The sequence below is a fragment of the Ectopseudomonas chengduensis genome (assembly GCF_900102635.1).
Lineage (GTDB): Bacteria > Pseudomonadota > Gammaproteobacteria > Pseudomonadales > Pseudomonadaceae > Aquipseudomonas > Aquipseudomonas chengduensis.
Map to the genome: position 1 here is coordinate 178,463 of NZ_FMZQ01000007.1, position 24,528 is coordinate 202,990.

Genomic DNA, 24,528 nt, shown 5'->3' on the forward strand with positions numbered 1-24,528 from the left:
ACCTGCGAGTGGGGGTATCTGGAGCATTACGATGATGGTGCCTTTGTCTTCGTTCACGTGCGCCCGTCAGATGATGAGATAGCAAATCGAAAAGGGTGTCGCCTGGCCTGTCGAGACGCGGCACAAGGAGTACAGGAGTGAGTTTTGTTCGGCAGTTCAGAGAGAGCATGCGGAGCCTCCCGGCCGGGGTGCGTGCTGTTATCTGGATGTTGGCGATTGGCCCGAGCCTGCTGTGGGTTCCTACGGTCTGGTTCATCATTACTGAATTGCGCCGGGGCGACGCGATACTCAAGGTATACGGCGTTGCTCTTGAAGCAGGTGTAGGCAAAGAGGCCATACAGGCTATTGAGCCGGCCCTCGTTGTGATGCCATCCCTTACCCTCGTTTCGAGCGTGGCGCTTGTGGCTCTAATCGGAGCCATAGTCGCATTCTTTTGCATGCCTTCTGTATTGCGCAGGCGTCGCGCTAGCGGTGCCGCTAAGGAATCCGTATGAGCTTTGGACGTTTTCACAACTGGCTAGCTGTCAAGCCGATTCGGCGAATGCTGTTCGTCGGCGGCGTCAGCATCGTGACCTTCAACCTGATCCGTCTGCTAATTGGTGGCGGACCGTCGCTCGCCGCTACTGCTATTTGCGCGCTGCTGGCCATTGGCATCAGTGAGACTCTTTCTGCTGCCCCGCAGTGGCCAAGAGATTGGACGGCAGGGCTTAAGTCGTGGGCTTCAAACAGCCCTGCGCGAGTCATTAAACTGCTTGTTGCGGTGCTCATGATTGTAGGTTGCAGCGCTGCTACAACCACGCCCTCTGATGAGCTGGCACAGGCGGTCTTTCGTGGGGTGAAGATGGCAGGCATTTTCATCGTAATCATGCTGCCGCCGGCAGTCCTGATGTTTCAAACCCACACTGGGCAATGGCAGTCGGTTGCTCGCGGGATGCAGGCATTTGTGTATGGGCTTGCGGCATATTCGTTGTTCCTCTGGCTGGTAGGTCTCCAGGGCGATGGGTGGGCTACGGTATTGCGCGAACAGCCTCATGAGGTAGTCATTGCGCTGATAGTAGGTGCAATTTGTTGGGTGATCTTCAGCATGGCGCGAACCTTGTCCTGGGAGCCAGTGAAAGGTGTTGACCTTGCGAAGGCTGGTCTTGCCTGGCCTCTCCAAAAACCCAGTCAGCAGGATGAGCGTCATACGGCCTTTCATGAGGCTGGCCACGCCCTTTGTTATGCCGCGCTTGGGAAGCTACCGGATAACAGCCGAATGGTGATGAATGACGGCACTGATCCCCGTGGCGTCCTTGGTTTCGTTACAGGGGTCGACGAGGGTAATCGCCTGTCGAGCCAGGTGTTTGTCGAATGGCTGATGCTGGTATTTCTCGCCGGCAAGATGGGCGAGATGATTGGCATCGGCCAGGCGACTCTTGGTGCCGGTAGCGATCATTGCAAATGGCAGTCGGCTGCGCGCCAGTACCTTTCCAATCACTACGAAGGCATCTACTACATCGAGCCCCAGAACAAGTTCGAGCAGGTTCTCAACGACGAAAAGCTTCAAGAGCTGGAGCGACTGCAGTTGGTTCGACTTCAACAGTTGTTCGATCTGAATCGCGAGGTGTTCCGTGATCTCGCAGAGGCGTTTCTGGCTAAGCGCGTTCTTGAGCGTTCCGAGATGATTCCGTTCCTGGCCAGGGTCACTCTTCCTGAAGGGTTCCCGCGCCCTTTCGGCGACTTCTCAGTCTTCTGCCATGATTGAGGGTGACCATCATGAGTCAAGCTCCAGTTCAATGCGCGCGTGTTCTCCGACTCGGCTTGAATACCCAAGGGCGCGATTTTGTTGTTGGAGATATCCATGGAGCGTTTGACTCCCTTATCCAGGGAATGCGCAAAGCTTGCTTCGACCCGAAGGTGGACCGGCTAATTTCCGTAGGCGATCTCATTGATCGTGGGCCTGGTTCTTATCGTGCAGCGAAGTTCCTTGCACAGCCGTACGTGTATGCAGTGCGCGGTAATCACGAAGACATGCTTATGCAGCTCTATGCGCAAGGTGAGCCGCCAGAGCAGGTACTGCAATGGGCAGGAAGGCAAAATGGGTTTGGCTGGTGGTTGGAGACATCTGCCGAGGTCCGCCGAGAGATATTGGATGCTGTCCGAACATTGCCCTTGGTGATCGAGGTCACAACTCCAAGGGGAATCGTGGGTATGGTGCACGCTGAAGTCCCGCAGGGAATGGACTGGCCTTCCTTCATTGAGCGGATCGAAGCTGGTTGCGCTGAAACTGAAGAGATTGCCCTTTGGGGGCGTTCTCGCCTGAAAGAAGGTGATGAATCAGGTGTGTTCGGTGTTGGCCGAGTGTTTGTGGGGCATACACCTCAATGGAGCGGATTGCGCCGTCTGGGAAATGTTTACGCGATAGATACCGGCGGGGTTTTCGCTGAGTCCAAGCTCGCAGAAGTGCCCGGTGCGCGACTTTCATTCGCCAATATATCGATGCAAACAACTGATCTTACGGCCTTGCTGGAGTCCACTGAGCAGCTAGTAGATGTGCGAGATGGACCTACCGGAGAGAAGTCCTTTGGTTTCTATGTTCGGTAGACGATGGGGGAAGGTATGAACCCTGCGTTTGAAGAGGCTCTTACCGCGCGCCTACGTTGGGTTGATGTCGTTGTGCTGAGCGGTATACCTGGCTTTGAGGAACAAGCCGAGGAAGCCATACAGGCGGCCTACGATGCCGTCCATGCTCTGGCATCGAAAGATGTGCTCATCTACCAACATTATGGGCCGCGAGCGCCTTCGCTTCTACTGGATGTGCCGGAGTTGGCCGACCAGTACAACCTCGCACATGAGGTCTTCACAGAGTGTTACCACCGGAATGCAGCTACTGGATCGCTCGGTGAGGTTTCCGCCGCTTGGCTTTTCCCTCGTGAGCCGTTGGGGCTTCCATACTCGAAGTGGCTTGCGTCCGTGCAGTCCCATCTTGCAAGCATGATGCGAGTGCCATGCTCGCAGGTGTGGGAGGTCATCAACAAAGTATCTGTTGGGTCTGCGAAGTACTTACTAAAAGGCTGGAGTGCGGGGTTTGGGGCCTCGCAAACGGCAGAGAATATTCACTGGGATTACGATGAAGCAGTTCGGTTTGAAGAGGAAGAAGCGCTCAGGCGTCACTTGGAAGACCTTGCCGATACCTATGCGCACATCGAGGCCGAGTTATGGGCAGGGTGGCGTTCCGATTTTGAAGATGATCAGCGACGCCTCAAGGAGGTCTGAAGGTGGATAACGATTTCGATGCACTCCATTCCGAGGCTTTCATCGAGACAGGCTTCTGGGGTCGTAAGGGCGCAGGCTGTGTGGTGTTCGCTCTAAGCACGGGTAAGCTGCTATTGGCCCATCGTTCTGACCTGGTGCTTGAGCCAAATACCTGGGGAACGTGGGGCGGGGCTATCGACCCGAAGGAGGACCCAAAGAAAGCAGCATTGCGTGAACTGTCCGAGGAAACAGGCATCGGTGCTGCCGATCACAATCGAGTGATCGAGTCTTACGTGTTCAACTCACCTGATGGCGGCTTCCGCTACCACAACTTCATCGTTGTAGTTGATGAAGAGTTTGAGCCCGACTTGAACTGGGAATCTCAGGGGAGCGATTGGGTAGCACCAGATGACCTGCCGGCCGATCTCCATCCTGGGCTTGCTGCTTTTATGTCTTCGGATATCGCTCAGCAGCAACTGTCTGCTCTTGTTGCTGAGTCGAATGGGCTGAATGGCGTTGCTAAAGGGGGCGAGGAGGTTGATCAGCCTCTATCAGCTGTCGAGCGTTTCAAGATGACACTGTTGGCCATTGATGAGGAACTTAAACAGGAACAACCCAGGCCCAGCTCGTTGCCAAGACTTGGGCGCTAGTTTGCCGCGCGCCATTCACTGCGCGCCGGACGAAAGCTTTGCACAGAACGGGCAGACCCAACCTTCCTTGGTCTTTTTCCATCCATCGTCCCGAGCATCTTTTTCCAGAAAGCGCATCGTTTCCAGAAGACTTGCCCGGTTGTCTTCTGCCATGTCCATGGGACCGATGTTGTCAGATGAGTAGCACCGCTTCGTCGGGGCGGCCTCTTCTTCAGAGACTTTGCCTCTGTTCTCGCAGCGAATCTCTATCCAGGTTGCCATGGATTCTGTCTCTGATTAAGACCGCAGGTTTCTGGGGCAATGCGGTAGGCCACGAATCGCGTCATCCCAGTGCCGCTTGCGGTTGGGATCATTGATGATCCGGCTGACGTACACCGTTGACACATCCCACCATTGTGCCAGGGAGACTATTTTCCATCCCTTGCGGTGGATATCGTCCTTCGCTTCATCTGGTGAGAGGAGGGGTGGGTAATCCGAATGCACGTGAGGCTCCTTAGAGGGTCACAGTTGACCTTAGAGTTATCTGGCCGACTGCCCCGACGCCCATCGCGCCCTCGATCTCAGCCTGGTAAAGCCCGAGAAGACGCCGAGACAGGCGGCCGCCTTCATGCAAGGTTTTCCCCATGCGTCCAGAGCCGCCGCACTCTTGAAGGAGTATCAGCCGGGCGGGAGTATACTGAGTTCCGTTCATTCCGCTCCAAACGCTTCCTCCTGACAGCCAGACGAGCATCATGCCGGCGGTTGTGCGGGCGAGAACCTTGTTCTTCCCCCAGTCCGCTCCGTTCAACAGATAGGGCACTTCCTCAAAGCGCTTCATAGGCGTCTCGCTACTGCGATGTATCGGCTTGAACAGGAATGGAGGTCGCATTGGCGTAAAGGCGCTGCTTGTCGAGCATGCCTGGTTTAAGAGCAAACAGCTCGCGCAGCAGTGAAACTGACTCCTCGCTGTCTTGCCCCGCCAGGTGATTCGCGATGCGTAGAAGGGTTGCGGCCGGCAATAGCGCATCGGTGCCGTAGAAATCAGGCAACTCGTCCTGCGAGGAAGCCAGCAGCGAATGAGCGCCACCCGTGAAAATCGGAACGGCAACCACTTCATCACGCTCCATGCGCTCCAGGAGTTGCTTGGCTTCTTGGTCGGTAATGCTCAGTGCTTCGGCTATCGCCGTAGCGCGAGTGACCTTGTTGGCCAATACCCAGCACAGAGCATTTCGGTACTGCAGCTCTCCACGGATATCGGCGGGTAAATGATTCAGCGTCATAGCCTCTCCTGCGTTGCGTGGTCTGTTCTAGGCCGGCGAACCGGCCTAGTCAGTAGTGCATCAGATGGGGGAAATGGATTCCAGTTGGACCAGCATCGCATAGTGCTTCCCGGCGTGCTCCCAGGTGAGTACTTGCCATTCACCGCTGGACATCGTTTTGCTGCCAGAGGCTTGGTACAGGCTCGTGCCGCTGGGCTCTGGTAAGAGGTGGCGGAGTTCCAGCTCGACAGTCGTGTCGCTACCAACCATGAATCCGGGTTTCACCTCCAGTATGTACCCCTCGGAAATGCTCGTAGGGGTAGTAGCCATGCCAGATGCGGAAACCGTAAGTGTCCCGCTTTTGCGGACATCCCGATCCTGGATCAGCTGGGGCATGCCATCGGGCGTGTCCAGCAGTAGGTTGTACTGCTGCTGGAAGCCATCCGGCGTTGCTATGGCCGAGAGCACATCGTCGTAGCTCGCGCCTTTGCGGAGGAGCGAAAGCCCTTCCGCTTGCTGATCAGCCGGTAGGGGTCTGCTCACCTCGCCGATCACTCCTACGAAGCGGAGCAGGGCTGTCGAGTTCTCATGCGGCCGGAGCGACGATGGCAGTCCGCCTGCGGTCGCCGTCCCCCCAGCCTGTGCGAGCATCGCACACAGACTGAATGCTGCTGCGAGGAATGTCTGCAACGCTGCCCGCATATCAGTTCCCCGCGTGGGCCGGGCTCAGCTTGTTGAGCTGAGCAAGCAGGGCGTATTGGTTCTGGCCCGTTTTCCAAGTCAACGCCTGTACCTGACCCTGAACAAGGCGCTTTTGGCCACTGGTGTTGACGTTGGCTACAGCGTCAGCTTCCTTGGCCCCGAATTGCAATTGGATGGTGCTATCGATCTCGGCTTGCGCTGTCGCGTTGTCAGCCGGCCGTGCCGCAAAAACAGTGATCGAATAGCCCGTCTTGAATGGCGTCAGTTCATTCGTTACTTCGGTGCTGCCATTCTCCAACTGCTTGACCTTCACCGAGTTCACGAAGTCAGTCTTTTGGCTTGCAGTAACGCCCGGAATCCCATTGTCGAGCATGGCCACGCGAGGCTTGTAGAGAACGGTGTAGGCCTTGGAAGACTTGTCCGCGAACGCTGCCATAGCTTCATCCAGGGTCGTTGCTTGCTCGGCGGCCTTGCTCTTTTCATCCAGCCCTTCGAGTTGATTCTCGAAGCGGATGATCACCATTTCATAGGTGACAATATGGTTGGCGTCGGCCGCTGCGTTGCCCTGCGTTTCGGCAAAGGTTGCCTGGCTGGCCAGCAGCACGAGCGCGGCGGCAGTGATCAGACTTTTGATAATTTTCACGGTGTGCGTCCTCTCGTTCGGTGTGGTTCAGAAGTTCGGCTTGTAGTCGAAGCCTTTCTCGGCTTCGGCATCGCTGAACGGAGTAATGGCGTTCTTCTTGTTCATCGTGCTGTTGACGAGCGAACCGGGGAACATCTGAATGGAGTTGTTGAAGCCCTCGACCTCTCGGTTGAAGATCACCACGGCAGCGCCGACGTTTTCTTGCTGTTCAGCAATCTCACGCATGAGGTTGTTCATGACTTCGGAGGCCTTCAGGTCTGGGTAGGCTTCGACTGCAATGCGCAAGCCGCTCATAAGGGCTTTGGTAGCCTTTTCCGCATTCACCAGGGCGTTACCGTCAGCCTCGGCCGGAAGCGCAGCGATGGCGCTGCGCAGGCGCGTAATGTCGGTCATAACGCGCTGCTCATAGTCTTGGTAGCTGGCGACCTGCTGTTGCAGCGCGTCGAGCACTTTCGTCTTCTGGCGCTCGTAGGTGAGGACATCCGCCCAGGCGCGCTGGGCGCGGTTGTAGCCGCCAATGATGCCGTTGTAGAGGGCGATCACGAAGCCAATAGTGATCACGGCCAGGCCGATTGCAACGATGACAGAAAGGTCCATCGCTCAGTTCTCCGTTTGGGTTTTGGTAGGGGTTGGTAGGCTGAAGTTGTCGTCGTGTTGGTCGGCCAGCCTGTGAGCCATTGCTAACACTTGGGTGAGATTGGGGAGCCGTACGCCGGCATTGATAAGCCGGTAGAAGTCGTCTGGCGAAGCCAGGTCGCAACTCATGTCGAAGTCGAGCAGCGTGCTGTTCTCGAAACTGAGGCAAAGCCTGCCGCCAAGTGAAAACTCCAGATTCAAGCCTTCGAGCTGTTCACGCATTCTGAGGAGATGCAGCACCGTAACCGGCTTTGCAAATTTGACGCATCCCATGGTTGACGTGCCCGTCAGCACAAAGGCCCTGTTGAAATCGCTGGAAGAGGTTTCAAAGGAGTGTTCGAAGTCGACAGCGGATTGACCATTGGATCGCAGAGAGACGCCTTCTACCCATGGGAAGTCGATCACCAGGCTGTAGCGGTCGAAATGGTCATAGACGGTCTTGGTTCTGGTTCGAAAACCGCCTCGACCATCAGATACGCGCTCGGTCACCACTCGCTTGTTCACGTAATGCATTTGGCAGTAGGTGTACGAGAGCTGGTGGGTTTCCCCTGTGTATGACGAAGTGAGCGCAAGCTTGATGTCTCGACTGTGGTTACCGCGCGAGTAATCGCCAAATTCTTTTAGCAGTCTTGTCAGCAGCTTCTCATTACCCATTGGGACTGGAACCAGTCCGGCCGTGATGCGAGAGGATCGCCGGGCGATATCCTCCGAAAGGTTTGGCAGCAAACTCGCGCGACTACCCATGAAGGCAAAGCAGGCCAAGGTAGACGTGCCGAAAAACACGGCAAGTCCAATTTGCACCAGTTGGTGATCGACCCCTGTGGCTTGAGCTACCCAGGCCTTCATCTCGGGCGAGCCCCAAATCGCGAACGCGATAGCTGCAAGCGCCAGGGCTCCCAGCACGATTGCGGCGGCCTTTGGCTTGGTTTGATCGAACTCCAAGGGGCCCTTGAATGCCCGCACGATCTGCACCGCCTTAAGCAGGCTCTCCTTCGACGTCGATTTTTCGGCAGTCGCTGTTGCCTGCTCGATCATGCCCAGCAGGCGACCATTGTGAGTGCGATTCCCCATTGTTCCCTCTGTGTTCGAAAAAGGCGCGCGTGGCTGCAATGAATTATGGATGACGCAAATATAAACCATAGTTTGTGAAAAGCAAGGATTGACACAAACTATAGTTTATCTAGAATGAAGGCGTGAATATGCCAATCGAGGTGGCTCGCCATGAATACCGCAGAGGTCGCAAACCTCCGAATCGAGGCCCAGGAGTGTAAAGGCGACAAGGGTCTGCGCGCCCTTCAGTCTGTTTTTGGAGGTGCCAGCCTGGAGCGTCGAGCACTGATCATGGCATGCGCCAAGCTGCTCTCGCCGAGCGCAACCCTTGAGGGAAGCTGGTGCGCCTATCAATTGAGTAATGGCGGTTTTTTCATGACGCCGCCCGCACCTCTGCGCATCGAGATACCTGCAGCAGGTGTTGATCTCCATCTTTGCACCGAGGCGGCGGGCGTGGTTTGCAGCCTGTATGCGTATGAAAGGCTGGCTGAGCTGAGCGGCGGCGCTCGATTCGTCGTGCTCCGTGAGCGGTTGATGGCTTACGCCAGGCAAAGACCTGATCGCACTGCGATCCTGGAATGTCTTTGCCAGCGTGATGGACAGTGAAAACAGGACTCAACAGTCAGGCCGTCCAGGCCGCGCAGAAGCGGTCGGTGTGCAAGGAGAGCTTATGAGCGGTGTAGAAGAGGCGGCTCAGCAGGGGTTCACTCATGTCCGTACTTCGGCGGGCTGGGTCCCGTTGGAGGCATGGACCTATGAAAAGCGCGAGGGCTTGGTTCTCGATCAGGCGCGCCTTCTTGGTGAGCCGCGCCCGCTTAGCACACTTGGAAACTTGGCGTCAGATGGCGAAGGCCATGGCTGTGCCCGCGATGTTTGGGAGCTGGCCATCATGAAACGTCCGCATGGTGTTCGGGTTTCGTTCAGCAATTACGCCGGCACCGGACGGGCCCGTCACATGCTCAGCACATGGCCCCGTATCAGCGAACACCTTCACAAACTTGGACTGCCTGCCCAGGACACGCTCCTCATTGAGGCTGGTATCACGGGTGGTGGCGAATTCACCATCCAGGCCCTCGGGGTCACCATCCGAACTCTCAAGTAGCAGCTACTGAACGATTTTGCTTAAGGAACGATCATGCACGTCACTCTGGAAAAAGAACTTGCTGACAAATTCGACAGTTCCCTAGAAGAGGGCGGTTTCACCGAGCTAAGGGAGCGTCTCGGTATCCGCAAAGGTCTCGACACCCACCGTTCGACAAGCATCGGCGTCGAACTGATGCTCATGGATGGAAATGCTCTGGAGCTTCTTTACGGGCTCGCCAAGGAGGCTGGCGACCGCGCAACGCATATGGCCGTCAAAAGCTATCAGTCCATCATCACTGAGCCCGAGTCCAGCCGAATCAGCAGTCTGAAGATGTTGATCCCCGGTCTGATCACTTACCTGAAAAAGCATTACATCAAGGGCTATCTGTTCAAGGTGGACGAATCCGGTAACCCGGAGCCCTATCTCGTCCACAAGATGAAGTATGACGAAGGTGATCGTCGAACCAAGGAAGCTCCGTCCGTGACCGTGACGCTATTGGCCAATTCGCTTTCATTGACCTGGAACAGTCGCACAGAGCGTTGCGAGAGCGGCGACGGTTCGATGAAGACCTTCAACATACACTTCAACAGCAACGACATTGCGAAGGCAAAGGTGCCTGAGCTGCTTGCGAATGAAGGCTTCGTGATCGAGACAGAAGACCTTCATGAAGCGCATGCAGAGCATCTTCGTCTGTTCCAGCGGTATCAGCCGATGCAGCACCAGCAGTTCCGTTGTACCGGCAAAGCGCTCATGCAGACGGGCAATAGCTGGTCGCGAAACATTGTCGACCTGAGCCCGGAAGGCACCAAGGCAGTGAGCGAAGAGTCGCTAGCCGGTCGCAAGTTCGTCCCGCATGCGTCGCGCGAGTTTTGGGAGAAGCATGGGGTAGAGGAGGGATTCGATGAGATTCCGTATCACTGCCACCTGCTGATGTACAACCTCGACCTGCACGACATGATGCGTGTGCACGTGGCCAATGTTCGGCCCTACGAGTACAAGCCGGAGCTGCGCGACAAGCTGGTGCTGCCGAGCAACCATCGCGACTTGATCGAGATTCTGGCGACGGATATGGACGTACTGATGGACGATATCGTCGATGGCAAGTCGGGCGGTACGACCATTCTCTGTGTCGGTGAACCTGGCCTGGGTAAGACCCTGACGGCGGAGGTTTATTCGGAGGTGATCAAGCGGCCGCTGTTCCGGGTCCATTCCGGACTTCTGGGAATCAGTCCGGAGGCAGTGTCAAAGAACCTCAAGTACATTCTTGACCGTGCTCAGCGCTGGGGCGCTGTGCTGCTGCTTGATGAAGCGGATGTGTATATCCGGGCGCGCGGAAATGACATTGAACACAACGCTGTTGTGGCTGAGTTTCTGCGGACCCTCGAATACTTCAGTGGCTTGCTCTTCATGACCACGAACCGCTCGAAGGACGTGGATGATGCGATCCTCTCGCGCTGCATTGCGGTTGTGAAATACGAGTTGCCCAGCCCCGAGGATGCCAAGGCCATTTGGCAAGTACTCTCGAAGCAGTTCGATCTAGACCTGGGTGAGGCGCTGATCAATGGCCTGGTTGAGGCTTTTCCCAAGGCAAGCGGGCGGGACATCAAGGAGCTGCTGAAGCTCACCTCGAAGTGGGTCCGCCGCAGAGACATTTCGTTCAGTGTCGATGCGTTCCGCCAGTGCGGTCAGTTCCGGGGTCTCTGAACCGGCATCTCCCCCCGGCTCGCCGGGGCCATCAATCAGCTAAGGATTTCTCAATGCTGCGTAAAATGCTGGTGCTCGTTCTGCTGAGTACTTTGTCCTTCGTTTCGTTCGCTGCCGATCTGAGGGTGGCCACCTGGAATATCCAACGTCTGGGGGAGGGTGGGCAGAAAAGCTTTCCGGCCATGGCTGAAGTCATTGCCCGCGTGGACTTCATCGCTATTCAGGAAATCATGTCTGAATCCGCACTGGCAGAGTTGCATGATGCTGTCCAAGCCCGCACGGGGGAGCCCTGGGGCCTTCTGAAGTCCCACCTCATTGGGCGGGGTAGCTACAAGGAGATGTATGCCTTCCTGTGGCGCGAAACTGCTGTCGAGTACGTGGATGGCGCAGTTGTCTACCTGGATCACGGGGACCGTTTCGCCCGCGAACCACTCTCGGCCAGGTTCAAGAGCACCGGCACAGGTGAAGAGTTTGTAGCTGCCACCATCCACGTTCTTTACGGACGAAGTGAAGCGGACCGGATTCCGGAGATCGAGGCGTTGGGCGATTACTGGGAGTGGCTGCGTGAGGTCTATCCGGAGACGCCTACGATGATGGTTATGGGTGATTTCAACCTGCCGCCCTCCCATCGCGCATGGGCGTCAGTGAAGGCTAGTGCGAGACCTCTCGTAACTCGTGGAGCCAGTACTCTTTCTTCGGTGAACGGCAAATTTGCCAATCTCTATGACAACGTGTGGCTTGGTAATGGCAGCAGCATGGGGGTCACGAGCGCGGCTGTGCTTGCTTACCCCAAACTCATCGGCTGGACTCACGCGCAAGCGCGGCAGTTTGTCTCCGATCATGCGCCGGTTGTAGCGACCCTAAGTACTAATCCTGGTGCTGCAAGCGAACAGCTGACCGTTCAAGCGCAACCAACCACGGCCCCGTTCCAAATTGCTGCAAAGCATCCAGACCACTCAGGTGAGGCGATGATTCGCGGCAACCGAAACTCAATGATCTTCCACCGCGCCGACTGCCCAAGTTATGGGGATGTGAGCCCTCGTAACCGGGTTGAGTTCGCAACCGCGCAGGACGCTGAGGAAGCAGGGTATAGGCTCGCCGGAAACTGCCCGTGAAGACCTGCGCCAGGGCGGTAACAACAAACATGATGAGGATGAAATAGATGGTCGAGTCTCTGAAAACTGAAGGTCTGCTGGTGCGCGTGAAGGTGCCGCTGGTTGCGTTTGCGATGTCACTGGTGGGGTTGGTGGTCGCCCTGGTTCTGAGGCCTGATGGGATTCTGCTTGCGGTCGCCACAGGGGCTTTCGTTCTGCTATTTGCATTTCAGGCTTCAATGGCAGCCGCTGCATCTTTGAAAGCATGCAGCTCTACGAATGGTCCTGGTAGTTCTGCGCGGAGAAAATTCGCCCTTGGCGTGTTTTGGGCCTGGCTGGCACTAATCATGTTCACCGTTTGCTACAACCCCGCTCTTGCAGCATCAACCGTGGGGGGCTTCGTTGTCGATACCGTTTTAGGTGGGGCGCTTTTATGGTGCATGGCGCTGAGCGGTATTGCTGGGTATGAGGCCTTTCAGTTGACTCGCGCCGGGCAGCCTGAAGAAGCGGCAACTGTTGCTGTTCCAAGTCATGATCCAGAACTTGTTTCACAGCGGGCGAGGGTGGCCAGTAATGTTTCGCTTGAACAAGGTCAGCAGAATGAACGTCACGACGGCTAGAATGAGAGCGTAGGCGTTCAGTCAGTAGTAGGCATAGTGGAAGATACCTTGTGAATTTGAGAGCAGTTTGGATCGTTGTAGGCAGCGTGGTTGTCGGTGGTTGCAGCTTGAAAGAGCCAGTTCCCTACACCTATGTTGACCCTGACCCCGTGTATCGCGAGCCTGCGGACTACACGATTATTGAGCCTGCCGAGCAGGTGCAATCTGCCTATCGCGAGCCCGTAGAGGTGTCCGATCCTACAAGTCAGATTGAGGGTTCGGTGACCGTGGTTGGTGGGGAGGAAATGACCCCTCTGGCGATCAGCCAGGCACTCCGTGATGCTAAGGCTGCGCAATCCTCCGGCGATGTCGCCCTGATGATGAGTCTGCTGGAGCAGGCTGCAACTCTCGGTAGCTTACAAGCTCATTATGAGCTTGCGCGCCACCTGATGTCCGGCGATGCAGGAGAGAAGAATCCTGCGCGTGCGATTGAGCATCTGAGGCTGGCGGATGAAATGGGGTATGGTCAGGCTACCCGTGTTCTCGCCTGGCTATATCTCAAAGGTGAAGTGGTTCCCCTTGACCTTGCGCAAGGGCAATCGCTGATGGAAAAAGCCGCCACAACAAGCGTCCGTGCTAAGCGAGAAGCCGGTCTGCTGTACGCCAACATCTATCAACCCAATCTGAACGATCCAACGAAGGGCGCGGCCTATCTGGAGGAGGCGTACGCTTCCGGTGATCCCGAAGCGGCCTATTTTCTGTTCGGTCTTCTCTCTAAGAGCAGTCAACCCAGCGCGGCCGAGGCTTTAGACTTCGCTGCGAATGCAGGTCATCCCAAGGCACTTTTCTTGAAGGCCCAGAATGAACTGGCAACTGGAGACCGAGTTACCGCTGGTGATCTGATGAAACGTGCGGCACTGACCGGTGATGCGGAAGCAATGTACCAGTACGCTACCAATGTTCAGATTGGCAATTTTCCATCGCTGGAAAGCGATCTCGAAGCGTACGTTTGGTATTCGATTGCCGCATCAAGAGGCCATGCTCGTGCCAAGCAAGAGTTGGCTGCCATAGCGGGCGTTCGTACTATTCTCGATCATGAACAACCTGGGGTGATAGATCAGGCGGTGGCGGATACATCAGCCCTCATTGCACCTTGGCGCAAGCAATAAACGGGTGGGGGAGTGCATGTATGCCGTGTTGTAGCATTGAACAGTTCGTGACCGAGTTTTCCGAGTATTGGTTTCGAGCCAAGCATTCCCCTTCACCTCTGCTCATCGATTGGGAGCGTGCTTGCCGCGACTGGAGGCGATATCACTGTACGGCTGCCGAAGCCGTTTCAATGCAGGTCAGGGACCTCTTGCTTGAGGCAGAGTACATCTGGCTTTCAGGTTATGGCGGTAGTCCTGGCAATGGCGATGATAGAGGCCCCGGCTTCCCGTGGACGCCTTCTCCGCTTCCATCTGGACTGCAATCAATTGCGTAAGGAGCGCGCTTATGGGGCTTCCGTCATTTGATATTTCATGGGGCAGCTCCGGTGCAACTAAACCGCGAATCCTGATCCTTGAAGTGCGTGATCGACTCGGCCAATCCGATGACCCTGTAGCTTACCTCGCAGTCGAACGAAAGGAGACGGTTGTTCGTAACGAGTCGTCGGAGATTGTGCGTGCTTCACTTGTTCTCGAATATCGTGTAATTGATCCCTATGGCCATTCTGAAGCCGTGGGCGGTTCTTTTGCCGGCAGCTACTGTGCTACGGCCAACGCCGTATCGCTGACCTCAGCGAATGTGACACGAGGAGCAGTTTTCCTCGATCCTGAGTCTATTCAGGGTCAGCGAGTGGGAACCTATTTGATGAACGAAATAGTCACCTGGGTCCGGCAATGGCCAGAGGCCATTGTCAGGTCTATCTCGTTAAGCGAGGCTCAGGCGAGTCTTGATAACAAAGTCAGGCGCAATTGGTTCTACGAGCAATTCGGCCTGGAGTTTGCCTATGCCGATGCTGACCATCGCGCCGGTAGTTCGATTGAGATTCCCGCCGGAGCGCTAACCCCATGTAGCGAATGGGAGCGGAACATCAAAGAGATTCCAGTGCACATCTTCCTGGGAGACCTCATAAGCGCCAGGAGAGACGTTGCAATGAGCCACAGCACGCTCAAGCGAGCGTTTCATGAGTTGCTTGGAGAAGTGAGAAAAGCTGAAGCGTCCCCGTGGCTTTGGGCGTCGCGTGTTTGGTGCTCCCGAAATATAGGCCTGCTCACCAGCGTCGGACTTGCAGCGGCTGTAGTCGCGGCGTACTTGGTGAGAATTTAAGGAAAATGGGATCAGGCGCTTGCCATTGACTACACGATACAATATAATTAAATCGTGTACTTGCTGGGGTGGGTTCAACCCATTTGATTCAGCAGGTGTTGCGCAGAGGTAGCTCAGCTGGATAGAGCGGCCGCCTCCTAAGCGGCAGGTCGCGGGTTCGAATCCCGCCTTTTGCGCCAGATTTCGTAGTTTTTGCCGGTATAGCTCAGTTGGTAGAGCGTCTGATTTGTAATCAGAGGGTCGTGGGTTCAAGTCCTGCTGCCGGCACCAGGTTCGCGGGCGTAGTTCAATGGTAGAACCTCAGCCTTCCAAGCTGATGGCGCGGGTTCGATTCCCGCCGCCCGCTCCAAAACCCGTTATCGGGTTGGCTAGGCTCTCGTCTTTGACGGTGCCCAGCCTGAGCCTCATGCGCAGTTCGTCACGGCTCTGCGCATGGGCCTCAACCAAATGCGCCGAACGCTACAGCCATAGGCTGCTGCATGTTTAGGAGACCGTCATGGCACGATGGGGAAGTAACTTTGCCCAGTGGGTCACCAGGCTTTTGAGGAGCCTGGCCGCTCCATTCTGCGGTCAATCTCGGCGCTTGAAAGAGGCCGCCCTTCCGGCGGTTGTGCATGCCAGGGGAGTCAGGTCGATGGCTCTCAAGGGCGGTTGCGCCCAAGGCCATCTCCGATTGCGGTAGGGGCTCGGCCCACCGGCTGGAGCCCCCTGAATCAGTCCATAGGACAACACGCCTGGACCCCGCCCGCCACGCCTACCGGGCGGGGTCAACTAAATAGGACGCTTGGCCGAGTGGCTTAAGGCAGCAGTCTTGAAAACTGTCGAAGGTTCCGCCTTCCGGGAGTTCGAATCTCCCAGCGTCCGCCACCTCCCCCTCAAAGGCCTCTGGCCTTTCCCCCGTCGAACCTGATATGGAACAGCCTAACTCCGCTGCAAACTGGAAGGAATTTCGTCCCAGTTCTTGGTATCGGAGTGATTTGGCTGGTGCGAGTCAGCCGCAAGATGATTCTGATCAACCGTGCGCGAACTACTGGCTTGAAGGGCCTCCCTATTTCACATGTGAAAGTTCCGATATCGGTCATCCTTCCGAGGTCATGACGCGCAGATTCAAGACTCGCGAGGCGGCTATGGCCTATGTTGATATGACCTGGCCATTATCTAGCTACGAAACGATGTGAACGGAAAAGGACTGAATGCTGATGACTACTAGTGTTCTACAAATCGAAAGCTATGCAATTGCCATTGGTCAAGGGGAGGACGATAAGCCAGTCTGTTTAATTGTCAGCATAGATTCGCTCGATGCCGGCGGAGAGATAGCCCTTTCTGCTGTCGGGGCGCATCTGGTTGATGGTGACTTGGTTCTGCATTCTGAAGTTGGACATTTGGCACTTAAAAGCCTCGGTGAAGCTTTCAAGCAGGCTGTCATGATGAAGCTTCCGTTGGTTGTGCTTGATCCAGTTTCGGAGAAGGAGCACCTGGTGCCTACTAGCTATTCGGAGGCCTCATCAAATGAGTGCTGAGATGGGGGCAGGCACGCAATGGCGCTCGTCATTGCTTGAGCGACTTGGTGTTCAATCTGCGGTTGTAGTTGAACAAGGTTTGTCTGGTAAACGTCATGGAGCTGCCCTCGCTGCTGCTCTCTCTTTGGCTGTTGGATGTGTATCAATAGGCGTGCATGCTTCTGAGCCTGACAAATGTTCTGACAATAAGCATTCCGTCGATATCGCAAAGGCTGTAGCAGCTGACACTTTAGGTGCTACACCTTGCACAAGTGATTCTTTCAAGGCTATCAACATCGCTGGCGATGTTGCATCCCTTGCGGTGAATCCGTCAGGTAAGCTTCTATCTAAAGCAAGCCAGTTGGTTGTGGGGAGTGCCGTCGGTGCTGCGACAAAATCAGAAGATGGTGGCCGTCACGCTGCCGACCTTGTAGGCGCTGCTTTAGGTGCTTATGTAATGGGGCCGGTAATCGGTGCATATATGGTTTACGACCAGGCACAGAATACTTACACCTTTGTACAGGAACGTCAGCAACGAAAGCTCGATGAGAAGCTTGAGCAGGTATCCGAGCGTATTGCCCGCGTACAAGCAGAGGAAACCTTGCGTATTCGCTTAGAGGAGCGTGTTGAACGTCAGTCTCTTCCTGAAAAGGTGCGCTCGGCTGATCAAGCCCAGTTGATGCACTTGGTGGAGCTTTCATTCGAGACAGGGTTCGTTGACCCAGCTTTGCAGGTCAGGATTGACGTTGAGGAGGAAGTTGAGCGTCAAGGGAAACAGGTTGAAGATTGGTATGGCGTGTTCAAGGCTGGCAATTCCAAGCTTTCTGGTATACGAGCCAACTTCCTTCAAGGTCTGGAACGCATGAATGCTGGAGTAGACGCAGCTATGGAGCCTGGAGATGCACATGAGTCATCAGGGGTAGTAATTCGTTATCCTGGATTGCGTTGAGACATATGTAGTCTGTAATAAAAACGGGCCCCTCGGGCCCGTTTTTCTTGCCAATGCCGGCGCGCTTAGTTCACTGCATCTTTTAGTGATTTACCGGGGCGAAAGCTCGGAATTTTCGCGGCGGCGATCTCGATGGACTTGCCGGTCTGCGGGTTACGGCCGGTGCGCGCGGCACGCTCTTTGACATTGAAGGTGCCGAAGCCCACGAGGGTTACTTCGCCGCCGTTCTTCAGTTCCGTGGTTACGCTCTCGATTACGGCATTAACGGCAGCGGCGGCCTGGCTCTGGGTGATCTGGGCGTAGTCGGCTACGGCTGCTACCAATTCGGACTTGTTCATGTAGTGCTCCTGATGTTGATGTGCCCGTGGGCGGTTATGTGAAACAAAAGTGTCTAGCCCATTCTCGGGCTGGAGGTTTTGCGGGGTACTGCCTCTGGTAAGTCCGCAGGTTGGCCGAAAATATCCAGCTGCGGGCCATTGTCTTGAGTTGGCGCTTGGCGTGATGCGGTGGCCATCGCTTTGGAAAGTTCAGGGGATATGCTTGGCGGCGTCTCGGAGAGAGAGGTCACCCGTGGTGCCTGCCGGCTCGATGGGTACTGGATGCGAACCGATTCGCCCAGCTTCACGCCCTCTATCAGGTCAGTCTTCAAGGTATCCCTGTGGTGGAGGATGCCAACGCCGTTGCCGATGTTCTGGATCACCATGCCCAAGTCATTGACAGTGATTGGCCCCTCATACACGACGCCTACCATTGGCTTCCTGATTTCGGAGACAACCTGGCTGGCCGAGTCGGTAAACTCAGCGGCAATCATTTCCACCAGCTCCGGCATTGACTGCGGTGTACGGCCTTCGGCGAAGTTTGTGATGGTATCAGCGATCATCCTGCCGATCTCAACGAACGGTTCGTAGACAACGCTCTGGCCTAGAACCTCGTGCGCAACAGTTTGGGCAAGGCCCTCGATAAGGCCTTCTGGTATCTGCTTTAGCCTTGCATGCTCAGATACGGTGAATTGACGCAACAGATTAGGGTTGGTGGGGTGGGCCAGCTTCCAGTCTGTCGACCTCACGCGAGCATAGCCTTTTGTGATTGTGCCAACCTGGGTATCGGCTTCACTGACGATCTGCATTTTGAAGCAGTTGCCTTCAGCAGCATTGCGCGCCTCTTTCGCTTTGAGGCCGGACATGCTGCTCCACATGGGATCATCGACGGGCACCTGATCAAGGATGTCTTTCAAAGGTGATTCCTTCTTCTCGGGGAACTGCATCATGTCCCAGCTGAAGGAGAGTCCTTTGGTTACCGCCACCATGACCCAGCGCTTTCTGTCCTCGTGCGCATTGAAGTCGCTTCCGGCGATGATCGTTTCGTAGGTGTCATAGCCGAGGTCGCGGAGCTGGTTTCGCAGGATGCTGGCGCTGGCGCTCGATGCGTATGGAACAACGTTTTCGAACTCGATGATTGCAGGGTTGCCCTTGCCCAAGATGATCAACGCCGGGACCACAAGATGCCCCACCTCGGGATGATCCTCCGGTTTATCGGTGCCACGCTTGGCTCGACCAGAAATGGATGCGCCTGAGCACGCAAGCCCCAATTCGGCGATGTCGATCCTGGGGATGTGCTCCATGGCGGCCGGGTCGAACGCAAGCTCTTGAATTGGTGCTGCGAGGGGGATGGTGTCCTTACCCCAGGCTGAGTTTGCCTTCATGGCATGCTGTAGCAGCTCAGGCCGTATTTCGGCTGCAAATGCCAGTTCCGACTTGATGCCGCCCTTTTCGAGGCCTTTGTGTAGGGCGTGCGTGAGAATGCCGCCACCGAAGCAGACAGCGCCAGTCTTGATCGGCTCTCCGTTCTCGATCTTACGGCGCAGTCGCGTCAGGCGTTCCTTCTTGCGTAACTCCGTGGCCAGCGGCAGCAGGTATATCTCGCCTTCGCGCTGCACCAGCCGGACGGCAGACATTCCGTCGAACAGCGCGAGCAGCTCTTTGCTGTTGATATCGATGATCGGCAGAGCGTCTTCGCCCTTCGCTTTAGAGCTGACCACGCGCGAGCCGTCAGGGTTGGCGCGAAGCACTACGGTTCCGCCGTTGACGTGAATGTCATAGCGCGCGCCAGGCGTAAGGCCTGCATTTGCGACCTCGCCGCCTTGCAGCCAAATGCGGGGCTTTCCACGGTTGAGGCCGATGTTCTTGACGTAGTAGCCACGCATTGAGTTGTCTCCCGCTTCGCGGCCATATTGAATGGCGTTACTATATATGGTATTGTGATATTAAATCAAACAAGATGGATTTTAGCATGACAGCGCACTGCACCGTAGCCCCCGATCTGGAGCGACTTGGCTGGACCGTCGAAATGGTCAGCCTCTGCGCCGATGAAGTGATCAACACTCGCGACGATGGCGGGGATGAGGAGAGCGCTATTGCCGCCTTCCTGCTGGAGAACAAACTCAACATGACCCAGGAAGCTCGCGTAGCGATTTTCCAAGAGGCCGATGCGCGTTGGTATGGCAGTCGCCTCCAGTCCCCAGGTTCCTACGTCCAGCCCTGCATGAACGTGTGATTGAGGTGGCAATAATGAGCAACGCTGACTCGGTTGTAGTGCCTATGCACAAGGCACTTGAGGGCAAGCAAACCATGGCTCAGGGCCTGCGCTCGCAGATGGCCACCACGTTTGATTCTCTTTTTCGTGCTGCGCAGGACCCGCACCCTCATTCGCCTGGTGGTCGACTTCCGTCTGTCGGCCCTTGGCAGCTCCCAATACGCTATGCGGGGGTATCAGGCGAGGTTTCGCACGTTGCTGGCGCACTGATCGACGCTCACCGCGCGCAGCGCCCCTTCACTAGCAATGCCATTGAGTTGCGTTGCGACTGTCTGTCTCTTTGCATCTACGTCAGCGGAGTCATTCAGCTCTCAGGGCGCGGCAACACCGGGACTCGTCATGCCCGTGTTGTGGCTTACCTCAAAGACAGCCACAAGGCTTTTGATAACCAAGCTCTGGATACGCCAGCCTCGCTTATTGATCACCTCCATGGGTTGTTGATGAGCACCTATAACAAGCTTGCGCGTGAACACAACCTGGCGGGGTTCCCAGGTGGATGGTTAAAGCTCCGGTCGAGTCATCCTGAAGTAATTCCGGATATCCCGATCATTTTGGATGTACTGGCTCGTTGAAGTAGCGACGAAAGAATAACAACCGTTAGGCTTCATGCCTCCTAGGGATAGCTGTGTACAAACTCATGAGAAATAACAACCTGACGTTCACCGGATGCCCCGTACTTCGCGACGATTCAGTCCGGTCATACCTGAAAGAAGGCCAACTCCCGACGGGTGTCGATTACCTCGAAGTCCCGCCCGGCAAGGTCGTACGCCAGCGGGGCTTCTGGCTCGTGCCGGTAATGCGTGTTCATCCGGCGGCCACCATGTTCCTGGTCAGTACCGACGTGTACGCGATGAATGTCGACGAGCACGAGAAAGAGCGCCTGCAGCTGCTTTGCTACTACAGCGATACAGCGCAAACCCATTACATCGGCCGCGCAATAGAAGGCCATCTGTGCAGTGTTCCGTCTGGAGAGTTTCCTGATCTACCGCTTACCGGCCTTTCATACGTCGGTCGCGTTATTGCTAGCCAGTAAGGAGGCAGCATGCATAGCTTGTTCAAACGGGGTGTTGCTTACGCCACCGCGCTGACCTTCTTATGTGGGCAAATCAGTGGCTGCTTGACTGTGCCGGCGGTTCCGTCTGAGTGGAAATCGCTGATTGAAGACAGCACCACCTCCTTCAAAGGGATTCCACCTGCCGGCACCTATCAGAACTCGCTGGCCGGCAAGGCTGTTTTCGACCAGCTCGTAAACGGCCCTATTGGCATGGGCTACAACACCAGCGAATTCCAGACGCTGTATAGCCGTTTCACTGCGGCCAAGCGGACCATTGCGGCTACTGACGGCAATTTCACTCAGTCGCAATTCCTGGACCTCTCGCAGTCGACAGCAAGGCTGCTGAGCTACGTCGATACGGTCGAAGGGCTTTCACCCAAGAAAGCCCGAATGAGCCTTGCCGCGCCGAACTTGGATGCGTACACCATACTCCCAGGCGAAAAACTGACTTTCGATATCGATGGTTTTTGTTTGGACAAGGAGTTGAACGCAGCGCCAGCCGGTGAACTGTTCCGTCTTGAGTCGGTAGCTGATTTTATCGATCCGCAAATGCTTCCGACCTATCACAGCATCATCCAGCAGCATCAGGAGCGGGGCGTACGTGGCTCCCTCCAGTCTTATCGCGCAGACCCTGACACCCAGACGCTTATGTGGGCTCTGCGTGGCATGAAGACGGGCCAGCTTGACCAGAAGATGCTCAAAGCCATGCCTGAGCGCCAGAAAGACCTGTTGCGTGGTAGTGACCCAGCTGCTTACTCGAAGCTGATGAGTCAGGCTCAAACCAAGGAGGTCATTCGTGGGCTCAATGAGGCCTGGGATAAGTCGATGTTCGGCCAGGGGTACGCAGCGCTCAAAGACCTTGCCGGCGGCAACCCAGATAACTTTTTGAGCAACCCTTCTGTCATGGGCGATTCAGGGCAACTCGCTTCCGCCATGGAGCAATGGCAAGCACGCCAGCAGATCAGTGGAAGACAGCACGTGGCCTCTCCACATTCATCGCCCTACACGCTGCTTGACGAAGGCGTCGCTGCGCGCGCCGTAGGCACCAATCAGCTTCGTACCAACGTTGAAGTCGTGAACATGAGTGGCGCGCCATTCAAGTTCGAGCCTGCCGCGTATGTATTCAATTCGCGCTCGCAGAGTCAGGCTGTTGCACCTGGCCGCTGGAATCCTACTGGTGCTACTCAGGTCGCTCATGACGCTGGGGGCGACTCTGAAGATGTTGCAGCAATGCTCAAGCAAGACTTCGCGGAACTGGCAAGCATGAAGGGGCTTGATGCCCTTGCTCCGAAAGGTGCGCTGGGCAAGGCGCTGACTGGAATGGGGGACCTGTTCAAGTCGAAGCTGGTCGGGAACCTGCTTCAGTCCGCCCCCATTGTGGGGAACATGATCAATCTCGGGATGTTAATGACCGGCAAGAACCTGGATGGATCGGATATGAGCGCCACTGACTACATCATGGCAGGTATCGGCGTAATACCTGTAGCGGGCAACGTGGCGAAGCTGTTGCGTCCGGGCGGTGCGAAAATATTCGCCAAGGAATTGGGTGCCATTGACCGATTCTACGAGCGGTATGACAAGCCGCTACTTGCCGCTGACCTTCTCACTACAGACACGGCTGAGTACATGATCGGGCAGGCTAGCGCTCCGTCATGGATGACAGAAGCGACTCAGCAGGCAACTGCAAAGGTAGGCGGAGCGATAAAGGCTCAGATGCCCCAGACAGCGCAGTACATGCAATCCCAGGGAATCGTCCTATGAAGGGAACCTTCCTCGACCTACTCAACGGTTGGTTTTTCCCAAGTCCCGATGCACCGCAAAGCGCAGCTCAGCGCGAGGTGCTGTTTGGGGGCAGCAATCGCGGACTCTCAAGCGTTGAAGTCCATGCGACCACGCTAGTAATCATGCTGACTTCGTTGGCGGCAATGCTAGCTGGCGCGCTCGTTGATCGCTCGTCGCTGATCTTCGAAGTGGCCGGACGCTTTGAGTCTGTGTGGATAGGACTTGCGATTGTTGTGGCAATGATCCTGGCTCTGCTCGTGTTCACAGTCGTAATCGTAATAGCGGCGGGCGGCGCGATCATGCCGGTTCTGGCGGCGGTCCTAATCTCCATGATTGCTGTCTACGAGTTGGGATCATTTTTCAACGGGACCGAGTTGATTTACTTCCCCAGTATCGTTTTTGGTGCTGTTGCACTTAATGCGGTCTTCACGCTTCTACGTGGTGGGAACACATCCGAGACATCTGCGGTGGTCTCTGCCGTTGCTATAACGCTTGTAATTGGCGTCATCGACTATTCCTTGGCACATGTGCTTATAAAGCCATCTATAGGTGCAGACACAAACTTGTTGCGAGGCGTTCTGCTGGTTGTGCCGTGCCTGTTTGCCTTGTTGGCTGCGATGGTGGTAGGGCGCTGGAATGCCGAACAGGCTAATACCGGTGTTGGGGTTGCCCGCGCTTCCATCCCGGCCGTTATGTGCGTCATTTTCGTCAGTGGGGTCATTCTTGCGTTATTGCTGATCAACCTGCTACGCAAGCTCTTCCCGTTCCTGGGTGGGAGTAAGGAAAAATGAGCTATGTGCAGAAGGTAATAGGCCCCGAAGAGGATGTCGTTTATGCAGCTCAAGTGCATTGGATTGTCCTGGTGAAAGGCATTGGCCACCTACTCATTGGTGGAGCGATTTATCTCGCGTTGCTTGCACTCTTGCCGACGCAGGAGACCGTTCCGCTGGCCGCTGTGCTTCTGCTCTGGGGCTGCATTGGTTTGTGGAGTTTCATTTGCGGCGTCGTGGAAATGAAGACCACGGAGTTGGCTGTCACTACGAAACGGGTGATTGCTAAGCGTGGACTGATACGCCGTGAGACCGTGGAGCTGTTTCTTGGTCGCACAGAAACCATTCTTGTGGACCAGTCAGTCCTTGGGCGTCTGCTCGGTTACGGATCAATCAGCGTCGGCGGTGTAGGTGGCCGTACGGCACCTATTCGAAACGTCATCAATCCGCTGGGCTTCAGGCGAGCTGTCGTCAATGAGGTCGAGCACCAATACCAGTCAATTAAAGCCGCAAGGGGATCATCTCAATGAACGAAGAAGAGTTGTTGCGTCAGCCTGAAACTGAATACATGAGCCCAGCACAGCTGGAGTTCTTTAGGGCTTTACTGACAACGCAGCGTGAAGAAGCGTTTGAACGCCTGGATAAATCCCGTGCTGAGTTGAAAACCCTTGAGACAGCTCCGGATGAAGCTGACGCGGCAACCATCGAAGAAGAGCGCCAGCTGTTGGTTCGCCAAGTTGAGCGCAACCGCCAGCTCCTGACCAAGATCGACAAAGCGTTGTCTTGGATCGATTCGGGCGATTACGGTTGGTGCGCACAAACAGGCGAGGCTATCGGTCTTCGCCGGCTGCTGGCGAGGCCAACAACTGATCTGTGCATCGAGGCCAAAACGAGGCAGGAGCAGCGCGAGATGCATGTTCGCTCGGCTGCCTGATCGG

General features: G+C 55.9%; 29 protein-coding genes and 4 tRNA genes. 24 read left to right on the forward strand and 9 right to left on the reverse strand.

Translation table 11 applies throughout. From position 1 onward, the window contains the following. The first annotated feature begins 490 nt into the window (after positions 1 to 490). Genes BLS08_RS13380 through BLS08_RS13395 form a run of 4 tightly spaced genes read left to right on the forward strand, consistent with a single transcriptional unit; the run spans position 491 to position 3,884 of the window. Positions 491 to 1,744 carry a M41 family metallopeptidase gene (locus BLS08_RS13380; RefSeq protein ID WP_050412946.1) on the forward strand — a complete coding sequence of 418 codons (1,254 nt, stop codon included), beginning with the start codon at positions 491 to 493 and terminating at the stop codon, positions 1,742 to 1,744. A gap of 11 nt (positions 1,745 to 1,755) precedes the next feature. Next, positions 1,756 to 2,583 (forward strand): metallophosphoesterase, encoded by an 828-nt coding sequence (locus BLS08_RS13385; RefSeq protein ID WP_069901329.1) that lies wholly within the window; start codon positions 1,756 to 1,758, stop codon positions 2,581 to 2,583. Positions 2,584 to 2,598: 15 nt separating this feature from the next. After that, complete coding sequence (locus BLS08_RS13390) at positions 2,599 to 3,255, forward strand: hypothetical protein (protein WP_050413117.1); 657 nt, start codon at positions 2,599 to 2,601, stop codon at positions 3,253 to 3,255. Between the two features lie 2 nt (positions 3,256 to 3,257). After that, on the forward strand, positions 3,258 to 3,884 hold the full coding sequence (locus BLS08_RS13395; protein ID WP_050412945.1) for an NUDIX domain-containing protein: 627 nt from the start codon (positions 3,258 to 3,260) through the stop codon (positions 3,882 to 3,884). 15 nt (positions 3,885 to 3,899) lie between these two features. Here the strand turns inward: BLS08_RS13395 and BLS08_RS13400 are convergent, their stop codons facing one another. The 7 genes from BLS08_RS13400 to BLS08_RS13430 all read right to left on the reverse strand — a co-directional run bounded on the left by BLS08_RS13400 (position 3,900) and on the right by BLS08_RS13430 (position 8,174). Continuing rightward, complete coding sequence (locus tag BLS08_RS13400; RefSeq protein ID WP_069901328.1) at positions 3,900 to 4,145, reverse strand: hypothetical protein; 246 nt, start codon at positions 4,143 to 4,145, stop codon at positions 3,900 to 3,902. 232 nt (positions 4,146 to 4,377) lie between these two features. After that, complete coding sequence (locus BLS08_RS13405) at positions 4,378 to 4,701, reverse strand: hypothetical protein (protein WP_050412944.1); 324 nt, start codon at positions 4,699 to 4,701, stop codon at positions 4,378 to 4,380. Between the two features lie 10 nt (positions 4,702 to 4,711). Then, positions 4,712 to 5,143: a hypothetical protein gene (locus BLS08_RS13410; RefSeq protein WP_050412943.1), complete on the reverse strand. Its 432-nt coding sequence runs from the start codon at positions 5,141 to 5,143 to the stop codon at positions 4,712 to 4,714. A gap of 60 nt (positions 5,144 to 5,203) precedes the next feature. Then, a complete protein-coding gene (locus tag BLS08_RS13415) occupies positions 5,204 to 5,665 on the reverse strand; it encodes a hypothetical protein (RefSeq protein ID WP_167375885.1) in 462 nt (153 codons plus the stop codon). A gap of 160 nt (positions 5,666 to 5,825) precedes the next feature. Then, entirely contained in the window at positions 5,826 to 6,467 is a 642-nt protein-coding gene (locus BLS08_RS13420) for a hypothetical protein (protein ID WP_017362415.1), read from the reverse strand. A gap of 27 nt (positions 6,468 to 6,494) precedes the next feature. Next, positions 6,495 to 7,064, reverse strand: a complete 570-nt coding sequence (locus BLS08_RS13425) for a LemA family protein (RefSeq protein WP_050412941.1) — start codon at positions 7,062 to 7,064, stop codon at positions 6,495 to 6,497. Between the two features lie 3 nt (positions 7,065 to 7,067). Beyond that, complete coding sequence (locus BLS08_RS13430; RefSeq protein ID WP_050412940.1) at positions 7,068 to 8,174, reverse strand: hypothetical protein; 1,107 nt, start codon at positions 8,172 to 8,174, stop codon at positions 7,068 to 7,070. Positions 8,175 to 8,324: 150 nt separating this feature from the next. On the opposite strand from BLS08_RS13430, the gene BLS08_RS13435 reads away from it, so the two are divergent. The 13 genes from BLS08_RS13435 to BLS08_RS26075 all read left to right on the forward strand — a co-directional run bounded on the left by BLS08_RS13435 (position 8,325) and on the right by BLS08_RS26075 (position 17,392). After that, positions 8,325 to 8,759: an antirestriction protein gene (locus BLS08_RS13435; protein WP_017362418.1), complete on the forward strand. Its 435-nt coding sequence runs from the start codon at positions 8,325 to 8,327 to the stop codon at positions 8,757 to 8,759. A 64-nt stretch (positions 8,760 to 8,823) separates the two neighbouring features. Beyond that, positions 8,824 to 9,255, forward strand: coding sequence for a hypothetical protein (locus tag BLS08_RS13440; protein ID WP_050412939.1), 432 nt, complete (start codon positions 8,824 to 8,826; stop codon positions 9,253 to 9,255). Between the two features lie 33 nt (positions 9,256 to 9,288). Then, a complete protein-coding gene (locus BLS08_RS13445; protein WP_050412938.1) occupies positions 9,289 to 10,941 on the forward strand; it encodes an ATP-binding protein in 1,653 nt (550 codons plus the stop codon). Positions 10,942 to 10,994: 53 nt separating this feature from the next. Next, on the forward strand, positions 10,995 to 12,056 hold the full coding sequence (locus BLS08_RS13450; protein ID WP_050412937.1) for an endonuclease/exonuclease/phosphatase family protein: 1,062 nt from the start codon (positions 10,995 to 10,997) through the stop codon (positions 12,054 to 12,056). A 47-nt stretch (positions 12,057 to 12,103) separates the two neighbouring features. Continuing rightward, a complete protein-coding gene (locus tag BLS08_RS13455) occupies positions 12,104 to 12,655 on the forward strand; it encodes a hypothetical protein (RefSeq protein ID WP_090336809.1) in 552 nt (183 codons plus the stop codon). 107 nt (positions 12,656 to 12,762) lie between these two features. Continuing rightward, positions 12,763 to 13,803: a tetratricopeptide repeat protein gene (locus BLS08_RS13460; protein WP_139204224.1), complete on the forward strand. Its 1,041-nt coding sequence runs from the start codon at positions 12,763 to 12,765 to the stop codon at positions 13,801 to 13,803. 325 nt (positions 13,804 to 14,128) lie between these two features. After that, positions 14,129 to 14,944, forward strand: a complete 816-nt coding sequence (locus BLS08_RS13465; protein WP_090336814.1) for a GNAT family N-acetyltransferase — start codon at positions 14,129 to 14,131, stop codon at positions 14,942 to 14,944. Positions 14,945 to 15,046: 102 nt separating this feature from the next. Further along, positions 15,047 to 15,123: transfer RNA gene (locus BLS08_RS13470), tRNA-Arg, on the forward strand. Between the two features lie 15 nt (positions 15,124 to 15,138). After that, positions 15,139 to 15,214, forward strand: a tRNA-Thr gene (locus BLS08_RS13475). 5 nt (positions 15,215 to 15,219) lie between these two features. Next, positions 15,220 to 15,293 (forward strand) — tRNA-Gly (locus BLS08_RS13480). 429 nt (positions 15,294 to 15,722) lie between these two features. Then, positions 15,723 to 15,811 (forward strand) — tRNA-Ser (locus BLS08_RS13485). Between the two features lie 326 nt (positions 15,812 to 16,137). Next, a complete protein-coding gene (locus tag BLS08_RS13490; RefSeq protein ID WP_090336815.1) occupies positions 16,138 to 16,464 on the forward strand; it encodes a hypothetical protein in 327 nt (108 codons plus the stop codon). Beyond that, positions 16,454 to 17,392: a hypothetical protein gene (locus BLS08_RS26075; protein WP_139204225.1), complete on the forward strand. Its 939-nt coding sequence runs from the start codon at positions 16,454 to 16,456 to the stop codon at positions 17,390 to 17,392. Before BLS08_RS13490 ends, BLS08_RS26075 begins: the two co-directional genes overlap by 11 nt. 65 nt (positions 17,393 to 17,457) lie before the next feature. On the opposite strand, the gene BLS08_RS26720 is transcribed toward BLS08_RS26075, so the two are convergent. Both BLS08_RS26720 and BLS08_RS13505 read right to left on the reverse strand, forming a co-directional pair. Continuing rightward, a complete protein-coding gene (locus tag BLS08_RS26720) occupies positions 17,458 to 17,895 on the reverse strand; it encodes an HU family DNA-binding protein (protein ID WP_256547036.1) in 438 nt (145 codons plus the stop codon). Continuing rightward, entirely contained in the window at positions 17,784 to 19,595 is a 1,812-nt protein-coding gene (locus BLS08_RS13505; protein WP_069901321.1) for a DNA cytosine methyltransferase, read from the reverse strand. The genes BLS08_RS26720 and BLS08_RS13505 overlap by 112 nt, the downstream gene beginning before the upstream one ends. Before the next feature lie 86 nt (positions 19,596 to 19,681). Between BLS08_RS13505 and BLS08_RS13510 the strand changes: the two genes are divergently transcribed. The 7 genes from BLS08_RS13510 to dksA all read left to right on the forward strand — a co-directional run bounded on the left by BLS08_RS13510 (position 19,682) and on the right by dksA (position 24,524). Further along, on the forward strand, positions 19,682 to 19,945 hold the full coding sequence (locus tag BLS08_RS13510) for a hypothetical protein (protein WP_069901320.1): 264 nt from the start codon (positions 19,682 to 19,684) through the stop codon (positions 19,943 to 19,945). 14 nt (positions 19,946 to 19,959) lie between these two features. After that, positions 19,960 to 20,556 (forward strand): hypothetical protein, encoded by a 597-nt coding sequence (locus tag BLS08_RS13515; protein ID WP_069901319.1) that lies wholly within the window; start codon positions 19,960 to 19,962, stop codon positions 20,554 to 20,556. A gap of 65 nt (positions 20,557 to 20,621) precedes the next feature. Then, on the forward strand, positions 20,622 to 21,017 hold the full coding sequence (locus tag BLS08_RS13520; protein ID WP_090336817.1) for a hypothetical protein: 396 nt from the start codon (positions 20,622 to 20,624) through the stop codon (positions 21,015 to 21,017). A 9-nt stretch (positions 21,018 to 21,026) separates the two neighbouring features. Continuing rightward, on the forward strand, positions 21,027 to 22,799 hold the full coding sequence (locus BLS08_RS13525; protein ID WP_069901318.1) for a hypothetical protein: 1,773 nt from the start codon (positions 21,027 to 21,029) through the stop codon (positions 22,797 to 22,799). Then, positions 22,796 to 23,611 carry a hypothetical protein gene (locus tag BLS08_RS13530; protein WP_069901317.1) on the forward strand — a complete coding sequence of 272 codons (816 nt, stop codon included), beginning with the start codon at positions 22,796 to 22,798 and terminating at the stop codon, positions 23,609 to 23,611. Before BLS08_RS13525 ends, BLS08_RS13530 begins: the two co-directional genes overlap by 4 nt. Continuing rightward, the gene (locus BLS08_RS13535; RefSeq protein WP_069901316.1) at positions 23,608 to 24,120 is read left to right on the forward strand and encodes a PH domain-containing protein; all 513 of its coding nucleotides are present in this window, start codon (positions 23,608 to 23,610) and stop codon (positions 24,118 to 24,120) included. Before BLS08_RS13530 ends, BLS08_RS13535 begins: the two co-directional genes overlap by 4 nt. Beyond that, on the forward strand, positions 24,117 to 24,524 hold the full coding sequence (gene dksA / locus BLS08_RS13540; RefSeq protein ID WP_017362435.1) for an RNA polymerase-binding protein DksA: 408 nt from the start codon (positions 24,117 to 24,119) through the stop codon (positions 24,522 to 24,524). Before BLS08_RS13535 ends, dksA begins: the two co-directional genes overlap by 4 nt. Positions 24,525 to 24,528: the final 4 nt, after the last annotated feature.